The organism is Streptomyces sp. ACA25 (assembly GCF_028200735.1).
GTDB lineage: Bacteria > Actinomycetota > Actinomycetes > Streptomycetales > Streptomycetaceae > Streptomyces.
Window position 1 is genome coordinate 134,965 of record NZ_JAQKPV010000004.1, and the last position, 13,840, is coordinate 148,804.

12 protein-coding genes are annotated in these 13,840 nt (G+C 71.5%); 6 read left to right on the forward strand and 6 right to left on the reverse strand.

Features of this window, described 5'->3' with window-relative positions; all coding sequences use genetic code 11:
• Window positions 1-83 precede the first annotated feature (83 nt).
• The gene (locus tag PJ985_RS08645; protein ID WP_271683010.1) at window positions 84-470 is read left to right on the forward strand and encodes a F0F1 ATP synthase subunit epsilon; all 387 of its coding nucleotides are present in this window, start codon (window positions 84-86) and stop codon (window positions 468-470) included.
• Between the two features lie 54 nt (window positions 471-524).
• The gene (locus PJ985_RS08650) at window positions 525-971 is read left to right on the forward strand and encodes a DUF2550 domain-containing protein (RefSeq protein ID WP_271683011.1); all 447 of its coding nucleotides are present in this window, start codon (window positions 525-527) and stop codon (window positions 969-971) included.
• Between the two features lie 88 nt (window positions 972-1,059).
• Here the strand turns inward: PJ985_RS08650 and PJ985_RS08655 are convergent, their stop codons facing one another.
• The 3 genes from PJ985_RS08655 to PJ985_RS08665 form a co-directional block, all read right to left on the reverse strand.
• On the reverse strand, window positions 1,060-2,439 hold the full coding sequence (locus PJ985_RS08655) for a CoA transferase (protein ID WP_271683012.1): 1,380 nt from the start codon (window positions 2,437-2,439) through the stop codon (window positions 1,060-1,062).
• A gap of 239 nt (window positions 2,440-2,678) precedes the next feature.
• Window positions 2,679-4,421, reverse strand: a complete 1,743-nt coding sequence (locus tag PJ985_RS08660; protein WP_271683247.1) for a glycoside hydrolase family 18 chitinase — start codon at window positions 4,419-4,421, stop codon at window positions 2,679-2,681.
• A 280-nt stretch (window positions 4,422-4,701) separates the two neighbouring features.
• Entirely contained in the window at window positions 4,702-6,327 is a 1,626-nt protein-coding gene (locus PJ985_RS08665; RefSeq protein WP_271683013.1) for a glycosyl hydrolase family 18 protein, read from the reverse strand.
• Window positions 6,328-6,633: 306 nt separating this feature from the next.
• On the opposite strand from PJ985_RS08665, the gene PJ985_RS08670 reads away from it, so the two are divergent.
• On the forward strand, window positions 6,634-7,413 hold the full coding sequence (locus PJ985_RS08670; protein ID WP_271683014.1) for a GIDE domain-containing protein: 780 nt from the start codon (window positions 6,634-6,636) through the stop codon (window positions 7,411-7,413).
• A 158-nt stretch (window positions 7,414-7,571) separates the two neighbouring features.
• Here the strand turns inward: PJ985_RS08670 and PJ985_RS08675 are convergent, their stop codons facing one another.
• Window positions 7,572-8,105 carry a GNAT family N-acetyltransferase gene (locus PJ985_RS08675; protein ID WP_271683015.1) on the reverse strand — a complete coding sequence of 178 codons (534 nt, stop codon included), beginning with the start codon at window positions 8,103-8,105 and terminating at the stop codon, window positions 7,572-7,574.
• A gap of 82 nt (window positions 8,106-8,187) precedes the next feature.
• Window positions 8,188-8,760, reverse strand: a complete 573-nt coding sequence (locus PJ985_RS08680; protein ID WP_271683016.1) for a cob(I)yrinic acid a,c-diamide adenosyltransferase — start codon at window positions 8,758-8,760, stop codon at window positions 8,188-8,190.
• 152 nt (window positions 8,761-8,912) lie between these two features.
• Between PJ985_RS08680 and PJ985_RS08685 the strand changes: the two genes are divergently transcribed.
• The 3 genes from PJ985_RS08685 to PJ985_RS08695 all read left to right on the forward strand — a co-directional run bounded on the left by PJ985_RS08685 (window position 8,913) and on the right by PJ985_RS08695 (window position 12,853).
• Window positions 8,913-9,761, forward strand: coding sequence for a 3-hydroxyacyl-CoA dehydrogenase family protein (locus PJ985_RS08685; RefSeq protein ID WP_271683017.1), 849 nt, complete (start codon window positions 8,913-8,915; stop codon window positions 9,759-9,761).
• 224 nt (window positions 9,762-9,985) lie between these two features.
• Entirely contained in the window at window positions 9,986-10,279 is a 294-nt protein-coding gene (locus PJ985_RS08690) for an STAS domain-containing protein (protein WP_271683018.1), read from the forward strand.
• A 129-nt stretch (window positions 10,280-10,408) separates the two neighbouring features.
• Entirely contained in the window at window positions 10,409-12,853 is a 2,445-nt protein-coding gene (locus PJ985_RS08695; RefSeq protein ID WP_271683019.1) for an ATP-binding protein, read from the forward strand.
• 54 nt (window positions 12,854-12,907) lie between these two features.
• Here the strand turns inward: PJ985_RS08695 and nucS are convergent, their stop codons facing one another.
• Window positions 12,908-13,585 carry an endonuclease NucS gene (gene nucS / locus PJ985_RS08700; protein ID WP_271683020.1) on the reverse strand — a complete coding sequence of 226 codons (678 nt, stop codon included), beginning with the start codon at window positions 13,583-13,585 and terminating at the stop codon, window positions 12,908-12,910.
• Window positions 13,586-13,840: the final 255 nt, after the last annotated feature.

A 13,840-nucleotide genomic window follows, 5' to 3' on the forward strand; every position in this document is an offset into this window, starting at 1 on the left:
GGGGGCGGGGCACACCGTCCCGTCCCCCGCCCGCACCCCATACTTCTGAACACTTCAGGACATCCCAGTGATGAGGAGCCATCGTGGCTGAGCTGCACGTCGAGTTGGTCGCCGCCGACCGCAAGGTCTGGTCGGGCAAGGCCGGCCTGGTCGTCGCGCGCACCACGTCGGGCGACATCGGCATCATGCCCAACCACCAGCCGCTGATGGGCGTGCTGGAGACGGGTCCGGTGACGATCCGCACGACGGGGGAGAGCGGGGAAGGCACGGTGGTCGCCGCGGTGCACGGCGGCTTCATCTCGTACACGGAAGGTAAGCTGTCGCTGCTGGCCGAGGTCGCCGAGCTGGCCGACGAGATCGACGTCGCGCGGGCCGAGCGGGCGCTCGACCAGGCGAAGGCCGCGGTGGACGCCGCCGCCGAGCGGCGTGCGGAGATCCGGCTCGCGGCCGCCACGAGAAAGCACCGCTGACGCGGGTACCCGGGCGAACTGAAGAGATCCACTGAGGCGAGGAGGTCGGTCGGTATGGTCCTCGCTCTGGTCGGGATCGGCGCGCTGATCGCGCTGGTGCTGCTGGGGCTGCTCGCCTTCGGCGTGCGGCGACGACTGATCCAGCGCTTCGGTGGCACCTTCGACTGCAGCGCGCGCTGGGTCCCCCCGGCCCCCGGTCAGTCGCCCGGCAAGGGCTGGGTCTACGGTGTCGCGCGGTACAGCGGGGACCACGTCGAGTGGTTCCGGGTCTTCTCCTATTCGATTCGCCCGCGGCAGACGCTGCAGCGCGACGGGATCGAGGTCCGGGACCGTCGGCAGCCGAACGGCGACGAGGAACTTGCCCTGCTGTCGGGGGCGTTCATTCTCACCTGCCGGCACGGCGGCCAGGACCTCGAGCTGGCCATGAGCGAGGACGCGCTCACCGGCTTCCTGGCCTGGCTGGAGGCTGCTCCTCCCGGCCAGCGCGTGAACGTCGCCTGACTCCTGCTTGTCTCCCGTGAGGCACGTTTCCCCACGGGGAAGCTCTCCCGCCATGGAGACGCCCGCGCCTGGTTCCCCGTTGCTGCGCTCAGGTCCAGCGGGGGAGGTCGGAGCCCCACCGGGTGGAGGGCCGGGCCCAGTTCCGCGGAGCGCCCGCCCAGTGCACCGGGGGCAGCGCGTGGCGGAGCGTCCCGCACGGTGAGGGTGTCTCGGCGAGCCAGGGCCGCGGGTCGTGGGGGGCGCCGTCCAGCGGCGCGGGGCTGATGCCGTGCATCAGCCAGGAGGCGGTGCCCGCCAGGGAGAGCCGCAGCCGCTGTCCTCTGCCGTCCGCCACACGGTCGCTCAGTGCCCGCAGTACGGCGGCCGCGAGCAGATACCCGGTGGCGTGGTCCAGCGCCTGGGCGGGGAGCACGCCCGGCCGTCCGTCGTCCCCGGCCTCGGTCATGGCGATGCCGCTCGCGGCCTGGACGAGGCTGTCGAAGCCGCGCCGGCCGGCCCACGGCCCCGACCAGCCCCAGGCGCACAGCTGGGCGACGATCAGTCCGGGGTACCGCGCAGACAGGGTGCCGGGGTCCAGCCCGTGCCGGTCGAGGGCGCCGGGCCGGTAGCCGGTGATCACGACGTCCGCCGAGGCCAGGAGCCCTTCGAAGACCTGCCGGTCGCCCGGGGAGGACAGGTCCAGCAGGGCGGAGCGCTTGCCCATGCCGGTGTCGGCGTGGGCGTCGGCGGCCTCGGGCAGGGCGGGGGAGTCCACGCGCAGCACGTCGGCGCCCAGGAGGGCGAGGGTGCGGGTGGCGACGGGGCCGGCGATGACCCTGGTGAGGTCCAGTACCCGTACGCCGCCGGCCGGCAGCTCGTGTGCCGGCAGCGTCCGTGCGCTGTGCTCCTGCACGGACAGGCGGTCGACGAGCGGGTGGCTGTTGCCGTCCTGCTCCGGGGTCTGCTCCGGTGCCGGGGCCACGGCGACGGCGAGGCCCCCGGCGGCGTGCACGGTCTCCTGGATCCAGTGGGCGGGGCGGGTGGCCAGGGCGGCCGACAGCCGTTCGGCCTGTGCCCGGTCGTCGCCGGTGGAGGGAAGGTCCAGGGCACGGAGCAGGCGGGCCCGGTGGTGGGGGTAGTTGGCGTGGGTGCGCACCCAGCCGTCCGCCGCCGGCCAGAACCCGGACAGGGGGGCGAAGGACGTCGGGGTACGGCCGTCGATCCGCAGGTGCCGCTCGCTGACGAAGGCCGTCGCCACCGCACTCTCCCGTACCCGCACGGCCGGGACCGTCACCCGGTTGCGGCGCGCGAGCAGCTCGGCGGCGGCCAGTGAGCAGACGCCCACGGAAGCCCGGGCCAGCTCCCGCACCGGCAGCCGGGCCGGCAGTACACCGTGCGCGCCTTCGTAGGACACCCCCTCGGCCAGTGGCTCCGGGCCGCCGAGAGCGCTCCAGGCGTGGAGAGTGGCGTGATCGCTCCGGTGTGTCATGCGTCCAGTGTCGAGCAGGTCGGGGCCGGCACGTCGTCCGGGGTTGTGTGGGGCGACCGGGGAGAGGGCGGGCGGACCCTCTCCCCGGCCGCGTTCAGGGGCCCGGAGGGGAACAGCCGGGCTGAGTGGGGGCGATGGTGCGCGTGGGGGCGCCGTGGGGGGACGAGGTGTGGGGCGGCCGGGGAGAGGGCGGGCGGACCCTCTCCCCGGCCGCGTTCAGGGGGCTCCGCGGAGGGACGTCATCGCAGGCCGTGGTGGATGGCGCTGATCAGCTCGCCGGTGGAAGTGTCGCCGCTCAGCTCCCAGAACATCGCCCCGGCCAGCCCTTGGTCCTTGGCGTAGGCCATCTTGCCGGTGACCGTCTGCGGGGTGTCGTAGCTCCACCACTGGTTGCCGCAGTGCGCGTACGCGGTGCCCGCGATGGTTCCGGTGGCCGGGCAGCGGGTCTTCAGGAGCTTGTAGTCCTCGATGCCCTGCTCGTACGTGCCCGGTGCCGGGCCGGTCGCGCTGCCGCCCGGGGCGGACTGGGTGACCCCGGTCCAGCCGCGGCCGTAGAAGCCGATGCCGAGGGTCATCTTGTCCGCCGGCACACCCTGGGCCTTCAGCTTCTGGATGGCGGCGTCGGAGTGGAAGCCCTGCTGCGGGATGCCCTGGTAGGCGGTCAGCGGGGAGTGCGGGGCGGTCGGCCCCTGGGCTGCCCAGGCGCCGAAGAAGTCGTAGGTCATGACGTGGATGAGGTCGCTGTACGGGGCGGCGGCGGCGTAGTCGACCGCGTCGATCTTGCCGCTGTCCGAGGCGTCCGCGGTGATGGCGGCGGTGACCAGCTGGTCGCCGAAGGCACCGCGGAACGCCCGCATCATGTCCCGGAAGATCATCCGGCCGCTGGTGTCACAGGTCAGGCCGCAGGCGTTGGGGTACTCCCAGTCCAGGTCGATGCCGTCGAAGAGCCCCTCCCAGCGGGGGTCGTTGACCAGGTCGTAGCAGGACTTGGCGAAGGCCTGCGGGTTCTTCATGGCGTCGGGGAAGCCGCCGGACCAGGTCCAGCCGCCGAAGGACCAGACGACCTTGATGTGCGGGTGCATCTCCTTCAGCTTCTTGAGCTGGTTGAAGTTGCCGCGCAGCGGCTGGTCCCAGGTGTCGGCCTTGCCGTCCACGCTCTCCGCCGCGGTGTAGGACTTCTCGTGCGCGGCGAAGGCGTCGCCGATGGTGCAGCGGCCGTTCTGCACGTTGCCGAAGGCGTAGTTGATGTGGGTGAGCTTCTCGGCGGAGCCGGAGTCCACGATGTTCTTGATGTGGTAGTTCCGGTCGTAGACGCCCCACTCGGTGAAGTAGCCGGTGTTCACCTTGCCCGGGGGCGGCGGGGTCCCGCCGCCGGTGGTCCGGACGGTGAGCGGGTCGCTCTGCGGTCCGGTCCGTCCCGCGGTGTCCTTGGCGCGCACGGTGTAGGTGTAGGAGGTTCCCGCGGTCAGGCCGGTGTCGGCGTAGGAGGGGGAGACGGTGGTGCCCACGGTCCGGCCGTCCCGCAGCACGTCGTAGCTCGCGATGCTGCCGGTCGCCGGGGACCAGGTCAGCGCCACCGAGGTGTCCGTCACCGAGCCGGCCCGCGGGGTGCCGGGGGCGCCGGGCCCTTCGGGTTCGCCGCCGTTCCCGCCGCAGGACTCACCGTTGACCAGGCAGCCGGAAGGGCTGCCGGTGCCGGTGCCGTTGAAGCCGAAGGTGACGCTCTGGCCGGGGGAGAGGCTCCCGTTCCAGCTCTCGTTGGTGACGGTGTACTGGTTGCCGCTCCGGGTCAGTCTGCCGTTCCAGGCGGACGTGGCGGTGGTGCCGGAGGGGAAGTCCCACCGCACGGTCCAGCCGGTGAGCGGGGAGCTGCCGGAGTTGGTGATCTTCCATTCCCCGGTGAAGCCGGTGCCCCAGTCGGAGACCTTGGTGAAGGCCGCGGTGGCCGAGGCGGCCTGGGCGGGGCTCGCGAGCGCCACCATGGCGGTGAAGGGCAGGGCGAGGGCGGCGAGAAGTGCGATGACTCTGCGTCTGAGGAGGCCGGGTCGGGCCGTGGTCCTGATGCGCAAGGGAACTCCCGGTGGATCGGTGGGACAGAACCGGTGGAACCTGCGCCGCCCGCGAGCGCTTTGTCATGGCGCGCTCACCGCAGTAGCGAGAGCGTAGAATGGTCTGGACCATAGGTCAAGAGGTCTGTACCAAAGTGCACTTCGGGGGTGTGGGGGAGGCGGCCGGACCGGCAGCCTCCCCCACACCCGGCTGTTACCGCAGGCCGTTGTGCATGGCGGTGATCAGCTCACCGTCGGCGGTGTCGCCGTGCAGCTCCCAGAAGAAGGCCCCGCCCAGGCCCTGGGCCTTGGCGTACTCCATCTTCCCCGCGATGGTCTGCGGGGTGTCGTAGCTCCACCACTCGTCACCGCAGTGCGCGTACGCGGTGCCGGCGAGAGTTCCGGTGACCGGGCAGCTGTCCTTGAGGACCTTGTAGTCCTCGATGCCGGCCTCGTAGGTGCCCTTCGCGGCGCCGGAGGCGCTGCCTCCCGGCTCGCTCTGCGACACACCGCTCCAGCCGCGGCCGTAGAAGCCGATGCCCAGCAGCAGCTTGTCCGAGGGCACGCCCTGCGCCTTCAGCTTCTGGATGGCCTCGTCGCTGGTGAAGCCCTCCTGCGGGATGCCGTCGTACGGAGTCAGGGCCGAGTGCGGAGCCGTCGGGCCGGCCGCGTTGAAGGCGCCGAAGAAGTCGTAGGTCATGACCGCGATGTAGTCAGCGTGCTCGGCACCGTAGCCGTAATCGGAGGCGTCGATCTTCCCGCCGTCCGAGGCGTCGGCCGTGATGGCGGCGGTGACCAGCTGGTCACCGAAGGCTCCGCGGAAGGCCTTCATCATGTCCCCGAAGGCGCGGGGGCCGCTGGTATCGCAGGTGTCACCGCAGGCGTTGGGGTACTCCCAGTCCAGGTCTATGCCGTCGAAGACATCCGCCCAGCGCGAGTCGTTCACCAGGTCGTAGCAGGACTGCGCGAACCGCTCGGGGTTCTGCATGGCCTCACCGAAGCCGTCGGACCAGGTCCAGCCGCCGAAGGACCACAGCACCTGGATGTGCGGGTAGGCCTCCTTGAGCTGGCGCAGCTGGTTGAAGTTGCCGCGCAGTGCCCCGTCGTCCCAGGTGTCGGCCTCGCCGCTGACGCTCTCCGAGGCGCTGTAAGCCCTGTCGTACGCGGCGTAGGAGTCGCCGATGGTGCACTCGCCGTCCTCGACGTTGCCGAAGGCGTAGTTGATGTGCGTGAGCTTCTCGGCCGAGCCGGAGTCCACGATGTTCTTCACGTGGTAGCCGCGGTCGTAGATGCCCCACTCGGTGAAGTACCCGAGGTTCACGTGGTCCCCCGGCCCGCCGGGATCGGGGTCAGGAGTCGGGTCGGGGTCGGGGTCCGGGTCCGGGTCCGGGTCCGGCCCGGGGCCGGGGTCGCCGGTGGCGGCGCACGGGTCCCCGTTGATGGTGCAGTTGAGGGGTTCTCCGGTGCCGGTGCCGGAGAAGCCGACGGCCAGGCTCGCGCCCGCGGCCAGGGTGCCGTTCCAGTCCTCGTTGGTGACGGTGTACTGGTTGCCGTCCCGGGTGAGCTTGCCGTTCCACAGCGAGGTCACCTCCGTACCGGCGGGGAACTCCCACTCCAGGGTCCAGCCGTCGACGCTCTCGCTGCCGCCGTTCTCGATCGACCACTGACCGCCGAAGCCGCTGTCCCACTCGGAGGTCTTGCTGAACGTCGCTGACACGTCGCCGGCCGCCTGCGCGGTACTGGCCAGCGCGACCAGCCCGCCCAGCGGCAGCGTTATCGCAGCGGTGATGGCGATCACCCGGCGCTTCGTCCGGCTTCTGACTCGGGTGCCTTTGCTCAACGGTGCTCCTCGGACTCGATCCGGCGACGGCCGGAGTCGTGGGGGGTGAACACTGTGCCCGTCCGGCAGGGGACCGCGAACTCCGGTCCCTCGACAGTGGAATGGGACACTAGATAGGTCTGGACCAATTGGGCAAGGGGGTGCGACGGGTCTTTCGCAGGGTTAAGCCCCCGTTAAGGCAGAGCTCAGGCGGGCATGCGCCCCGATCGGCACCCGGACAAGTGCCCCGTTCCGCGAACCGGCGAACCGGGAGGGCCGCGCATGGCGTAGATTCCAGCCACTGTCGAGGCAGCAACTGGGGGAATCATGGTCTGGGCCGGTCTCATCGCTCTGGTGGCGGCGCTGGTGTGCGCCTGGTTCGCGCACCGGGCACGTACACACATCCGGGCCATGGTCGGTACCGAGACGCTGCCGGTCGCGGAGCTGGAGCAACTCCGTCAAGCAGCGGTGGAGGCAGCGGGGGAGGGGCACTTCCGCTACCGGTGCGAGGTGGTCGGCGTCGCCCGGCCGCACGCGGACGGGCCGCTGACCTCGCAGCTCAAGGAGGTGGACTGCGTCTGGCACCGGCACCGGGTCACCCACAAGTACTGGGAGATCCGCACCGACAACGAGGGTAACCGGCGGCGCCAGGAGAGCACCCGGGTGGTCTCCCAGCACGCGAGCGCCCAGCCGTTCCGGGTGGAGGACGCGACGGGGGCGATCGTGATCGAGCCCGGAAAGCGCGAGGTGGACGGTGCCGAGAAGATACTGGACCGGTTCGAGCGGGACACCGGCGCCTCCACCGGCGAACTGCGCATCGGCTCCCTCTCACTCAGCCTCCCGTCGAACAGCGGCTCGATCGGCTACCAGCACGAGGAGTGGGCCCTGGCCGAGGGCCGCCGCCTCTACGTGCACGGTGAAGCCACGGACGCCGGCGGTTCGCTGCGCATCGGCGCCCCGGCCGAAGGCGGCGTCTTCCTCATCTCCACCCGCAGTCAGGAGGAGTTGGTGCGGTCCGAGAACCGCAAGCTGCGCGGCTTCGGTGCGGGTGCGGTCGTGGCGGCTGCCGCGGGACTGGTGCTGTCGGCCGTGGGCCTGCTCGGCTGAGCCGGGCGCCGGCCGGGCCACCGGGGAAGGCCGCTGACGAGCCTTCGTCAACGCGGTGCGCGAGCTGTCCCCGGGCGACGGGGCCGGGCCAGCGCCCTGCGCCGCAGCCGGACGACGCGGCAGCACCCGGCCGGGAGTCAACTCCCGGCGGGCCGCGGTCACCAGACGTCGCCGTCCCGCCAGTCGCAGGTCAGTTCCTCGGTCACGTCGAGGGGGACGTCCAGCACGAACACGAAGACGGCGCCGTCGTCCTCCTCGGTGCGGGCGATACCCGCGGGGGTGAGCGCCGAGGTCGGCCCCTCCCACCGCTGCCACCCGCGTGCCGCGTAGAAGCCGGTCGCCTCCTCGGTGGCCCCCAGCGCGCCCAGGTCGTAGGCGCCCCGGAGGATCCGCTCGAGCGTGCTCATCATGGCTGCCGCGTACCCACGGCCCTGCCGGTCCGGACGGACGCCGACCCCTTCGAGGTACCCGGCCCGCAGCGCCCGCCCGTGGTACAGCAGCCGGCGCTGCACCACGGCCGCGTGGCCGACCAGCTCGGCACCCTCCCACACCAGGGCGTGCAGACCGCCGAGGGAGTGCTCCCAGTCGTCGTCGGTCATGGTCGGCCCGAACGCCTCGTCCAGCAGTCTGCGAGCCGCCGTCCGCGTCGCGGCGTCCAGATCAGCGGTATGGGTGGTCTGCACTTCGGTCATCGGCTCATCGTCTCAGCCCGGCTGCGCCCCGAGGCTCCGCAACACCCGGAACCGCCTCCGGCGGGAGCGGCGCGGGGCCGCGTCAGCGGTTCTCGCCGGGTACCCACAGGATGTCGCCGGTCTCCTTGTTGGCACTGCGCGCGAGGATGAACAACAGGTCCGACAGCCGGTTGAGATACGTGGCCGTCAGCGCGTTCATCGTCTCCCCGTGCTCCTCCAGGGCCGCCCAGGTGGAGCGCTCCGCCCGGCGCACGACCGTGCACGCCTGGTGGAGCAGCGCTGCGGCCGGGGTCCCGCCGGGCAGGATGAAGCTGCGCAGCTTCTCCAGGTCCTCCAGGAAGCGGTCGCAGTCCTCCTCCAGCTTGTCGATGTAACTCTGCTGGACCCGCAGCGGCGGGTACTTCGGGTCCTCCGCCACCGGAGTGGCGAGGTCGGCTCCGACATCGAAGAGGTCATTCTGCACCCGGAAGAGAACGGCGGAGATCTCCTCGGGCACCTCCCCCAGTGCCAGGGCGGTCCCGATGACGGCGTTCGCCTCATTGGCGTCTGCGTAGGCGGCGATCCGCAGATCCGTCTTGGCGGTACGGCTCATGTCACCCAGGGCCGTCGTGCCCTGGTCGCCGGTGCGGGTGTAGATACGGGTGAGATTGACCATGACGAGACCGTACCGCCGACCGCCGGTGTGATGTCCGCCATGTGAGACGTGACGCGTGTCTCTTCGTGCCCCACGGGAGCGTCCGGGGCATTAGGGTCCCGCCCAAGTGCAGTTGTGCAGGCAGACAGTGACCGCCGAAGGGAAATCGCAACGTGGCCAGGAAGCTCGCCGTCATCGGAGCCGGACTCATGGGGTCCGGCATCGCGCAGGTCTCCGCCCAGGCAGGCTGGGACGTGGTTCTGCGGGATGTCACCGATGAGGCGCTGGAACGTGGCAGAGGCGGCATCGAGAAGTCCTACGAGAAGTTCGTCGCCAAGGGCAGGATGGACGCCGCCGGGGCCGAGGCGGCACTGGGCCGGATCACCACGACCACCGATCTGGACGCCGCCGCGGAGGCGGACATCGTCGTCGAGGCCGTCTTCGAGAAGGTGGAGATCAAGCAGGAGATCTTCCGCGCACTCGACGGCCTGGTGAAGGACAGCGCGGTACTGGCGTCCAACACCTCGGCCATCCCGATCACCACGATCGCCGCGGCCACCCGGCGTCCCGAGCGTGTGGTCGGCACCCACTTCTTCTCACCGGTGCCGATGATGCAGCTGTGCGAGCTGGTCCGCGGACTCAAGACGAGTGACGAAACGCTGGCCACCGCCCGGGAATTCGCCGAAAGCACCGGCAAGACCTGCATCGTCGTCAACCGGGACGTGGCGGGCTTCGTGACCACCCGGCTCATCTCCGCCCTCGTGGTGGAGGCGGCAAAGCTGTACGAGTCGGGGGTGGCGACGGCTGAGGACATCGACACCGCCTGCAAGCTGGGCTTCGGGCACGCCATGGGCCCGCTGGCCACGGCGGACCTCACCGGCGTCGACATCCTGCTGCACGCCACGCAGAACATCTACACCGAGTCGCAGGACGAGAAGTTCGCACCCCCGGAGCTCATGCGGCGCATGGTCGACGCGGGGGCCATCGGCCGCAAGAGCGGTGAAGGGTTTTACACCTACTGAACCACGGACGACCACTCGGGGAGTTCACCGGTTCGTCCGGACCGGTGAACTCCCGGAGCGGGGAACCCGCAAGAAAAATGAACCGGTACACACGTAAGAGTGAATTCGGTGGCGGTTCGCGTGCAGACGGCAACGAAAGAAGCCGTCAGCCAGTCAGATGTGGTGACGTACGGGGACGTACGGGAAGACGCAGGGTCGAACACGCGGTATTTCGGGGAGCGCATATGCACATCGAAGGCGACCACGCGGAGCTGGTCGTCGGGGGACGCCTGGACGTGCGCAGCGCCGCGGACGCCAGGACGGCGCTGCACCGGGCCCTTGATTCGGGACAGGGGGATCTGGTGCTCGACCTCAAGGGCCTCGACTCCTGGGACGCGACGGGCCTCGGCGTCATCATGGGAGTGCACCGGCGGGCCGGCCGCTGCGGCCGTCGACTTGTGCTGCGCGAGGTTCCGCCGCAGATGCAACGGGTCCTGGTCGCCACCCGGCTGCACCGGATCCTCACGATCGCGTCCTGAACCGGAGTACCCGCAGCTTACGAAGGCGTGACGATTCCGTCTCCGGGGGCCGGAGGCGAGCGCGACGACGACAACAGCACTTAGATTGCACACCGGCGACGTCCGACCGCATCCGAGGGACTCAACATCATGGACCCCAAGCACCCGGCCTCCCACGGCGAGGAGCCCGCCGGCCCCGGCAGCGGTCCGGAGCGCACCGCGCAGATCGTCGCCGGCGACTTCCTGCTGACCGTCAACCCGGTGGACGGCAGCGAGATCGAGCCGTGTCCTCCGGGGCGCCGGCCGATATCGCCGCGCCGGGTGCGCGATGCCGAGGGCGGGGACGAGCATTCCGCGACGCAACCTCCGCTGCTGGAGCGGGAAGAAGAGTGCGAGCGGATCACCCGGCTGCTGTCCCGCGGCCGGTCCGTCCGCGTCACCGGCTCCCCGGGTACCGGCCGCACCGCGCTGCTCGGGGCAGCAGCCCGGGCATGCGCCGAGATCGCCCCCGACGGGGTCATCCGCCTGAGCGGCCACCGGCGCACCCCCGGAGAGCTGCAGTACGAGCTGTACGCCGCTGTGCACAACGCCCCCGGATACCGTCCCGGCGGCACCGAACTGCTGGGCGTGCTCCGCGAGATCGGCGCGGTCGTCGTCCTCGACGACATCGAGTTCGGCGGCGCGGCACTCGACGAGCTGCTGGACTCCACTCCCGAGTGCGCCTTCCTGCTGTCCGCCGCACCGGAAACTCCCGCTCCGGCCTCGGACGCCCGGCTCGAGGAGATCCCCCTCACCGGCCTCAGCCGCACCGCCTGCCTCGAGCTCCTCGAACACCACGCGCAGCGGCCCCTGACCGAGGCCGAGGCGGACTGGGCCGCGGACCTGTGGTTCGAGACCGAGGGGCTGCCGCTGCGCTTCGTGCAGGCGGCGGCCGTCCTGAGGCACCGGGACGACCCGGGCGTTCCCACGCTCGCGGAGGGCACCGCCCCGGCCCGTGCGCTCGCCGCGAGCCTGTCCGACAGCTCCCGCGAGGCGCTGCGCCTGTCCGCCGCGATCGGCGGCGAACTCCCCGCGGCGGAGGTGCTGGCCGCCGTGACCGGCCACCCCGCGGCATCGGACGCCCCGGCCGACCTCCTGGACCGGGGTCTGATCACCGCCGTCGGCACCCGGCACCGGCTGGCCGCCGGGGTCGCCGGTCAGCTCGCCGAGGCAGACCCGGGCGACGGCGCCACCGACACCGACTGGGCGCTCTCCACCGCTCAGCACTACACTCGCTGGCTCGGCGAGGCGGGCGCCGCGGGCCCGGCCCGGGCGGCCGACGAGGCGGAGGTGCTGCTGGCCGTGGTGGCCGCCGCGCAGCGCGGCGGCCACGAGGAAGCCGTCGTCGACCTCGCCCGCACCGCGACCCCCCTGCTGGCCGCCGGACTCCGCTGGGGAGCGTGGGAGCGGCTGCTGCGGAGCGGACAGGAGTGCGCGCGCTCGGCCGGTGCGGTGGCTCAGCAGGCGTACTTCCACCATGAGCTGGGTGTGCTGGCGATCTGCCAGGAGCAACTCGACCGGTCACGGGCCGAACTGGAGGCGTCGATCGCCCTGCGGGGCGTGCTGGCGGACTCCGGCGGTGCCCACACCGGCCGGCGCGCTCTCGCCCTGGTCGACGACCTGACCAGGCCGCAGGCCCCGCCGCCCGGCAGCGAGGACCACACCCGTCCCACCCCCGTGGCCACGGCCGCCGCGCCGCCGCCCCCGGCTCCCTACGAGGACGCCCCGCTGCCGGAGCCGGCCGGCGCGGCGGCCGAGGCGCCGACGGAGATTCTCACCGCCCGGCGGGACCTCTTCGACACGAACGTCTCCAAGTCCCCCGGACTGCGCGGCATGGCCCTGGCAGGCACCCGCCGGAACGCCGTCGCGGCCGGCGCGGGCGCCGTCCTGCTGGCCGTGCTCGGCACGGTCGTCACGCTGGGGCTCGCCGGCAGCGACGGCGAGAAGACCTCCGACGACCGCATCACCATCCCGACCCCCACCGAGTCGGACTCCGGGCTGGGGGAGACGGCCGAGCCCTCCGACAGCTCGACCAAGGCCCCCACGGAGAGCACCACCCCGAGCGAGACCGAGGAGGAGACCGCGCCCGAGACCGAGTCGGTGCCTCCCACGACCTCCGAGTCCACAACGCCCAGCGAGGCGCCGCCCGCAACGGACCAGAACCCTCCGGAGGCTGACCGGACCAGTACTCGCCCGTCCGTGCCGGAATCCAGTGGCGGAAGCAGCCAGACCGGTGGGAACACCGCCGCCACGGGGAGCACGTCGAACGGCGGCACCGGTGACCAGGAAGGTACTGACGGGAACACCGGGGGAGCCGCCGAGGGGAACGATGACGGAACCAGCGACGGGGCCGCAGGCGGGGCCAGCGACGGGACCTCCGACGGGACCGGCGGTGAGGACGACGGTGCCAGCGAGGGCACCAACAGCACGGGAGAGACGAACGCCGCGGGCAGCAGCGCCAGTGGTACCCCGTCCCCCGAGCCCGACGAGACCGTGACGAGCAGCCCCTCCGTCAGCGGCAGCCCTACCGCGTCGAGCAGCCCGCCCGTGGTGTGAGCCGTCGGGCGGGCCGGTGACGACGGGCAGCGCCGCCCTCGCAGCGGCCCGGGGTCAGAACAGGCGGAGTTTGTCGTCGTCGATACCGCGCAGGCCGTTGTAGTCGAGGGTCACGCACACCATGCCGCGGTCGGTGGCGAGTACGCGGGCCTGCGGCTTGATCTCCTGAGCGGCGAACACGCCCTTGACGGGCGAGAGATGCGGGTCGCGGTTGAGCAGCTCGAGGTAGCGGGTCAGCTGCTCGACTCCGTCGATGTCGCCACGCCGCTTGATCTCCACCGCGACGGTGGTGCCGTCCGCGTCCCGGCCGAGGATGTCGACGGGGCCGATGGCGGTCGGGTACTCCCGGCGGATCAGCGTCCAGCCCTCGCCGAGCGTTTCCATGCGGTCGGCGAGCAGTTCCTGGAGGTGCGCCTCCACTCCGTCCTTGATGAGGCCGGGGTCGACGCCGAGCTCGTGGGAGGAGTCGTGCAGGACCTCCTCCATGGTGATGATCAGTTTCTCGCCCGCCTTGTTCTCGACGGTCCAGACCGCGGGGCTGCCGTTCTCGCTCTCCGAGACCTTGAGCGCGCAGGGCGGGGACATCCAGTTCAGAGGTTTGTAGGCCCGGTCGTCGGCGTGGATGGACACCGATCCATCCGCCTTGACCAGGATGAGGCGGGGCGCCGACGGCAGATGGGCGGTGAGCCGGCCGGCGTAGTCGACGGAGCAGCGGGCGATCACGAGGCGCATGGTCGGTCACGCTACTGGACACCCTCTTGCAATGCGAAGTGACCGGTGGGGCCCGTGGGATGTGAGAGGTCTGCGGAATCCGTGGCCGGCGGATAAGTGGCCGTTCCACTGACATCGTCGCACTCCGCGTTCTACCGTGTACCCGGGGGCGTCGCCGTCCGGTATCCAGGTACGCGGTGGCTGGTGGCGGTGCGATCCTCCGTCCCGTCCGCCAGACCCCGCCCACCGCCCACCCGGGGTCGCGAGAGGAGTACT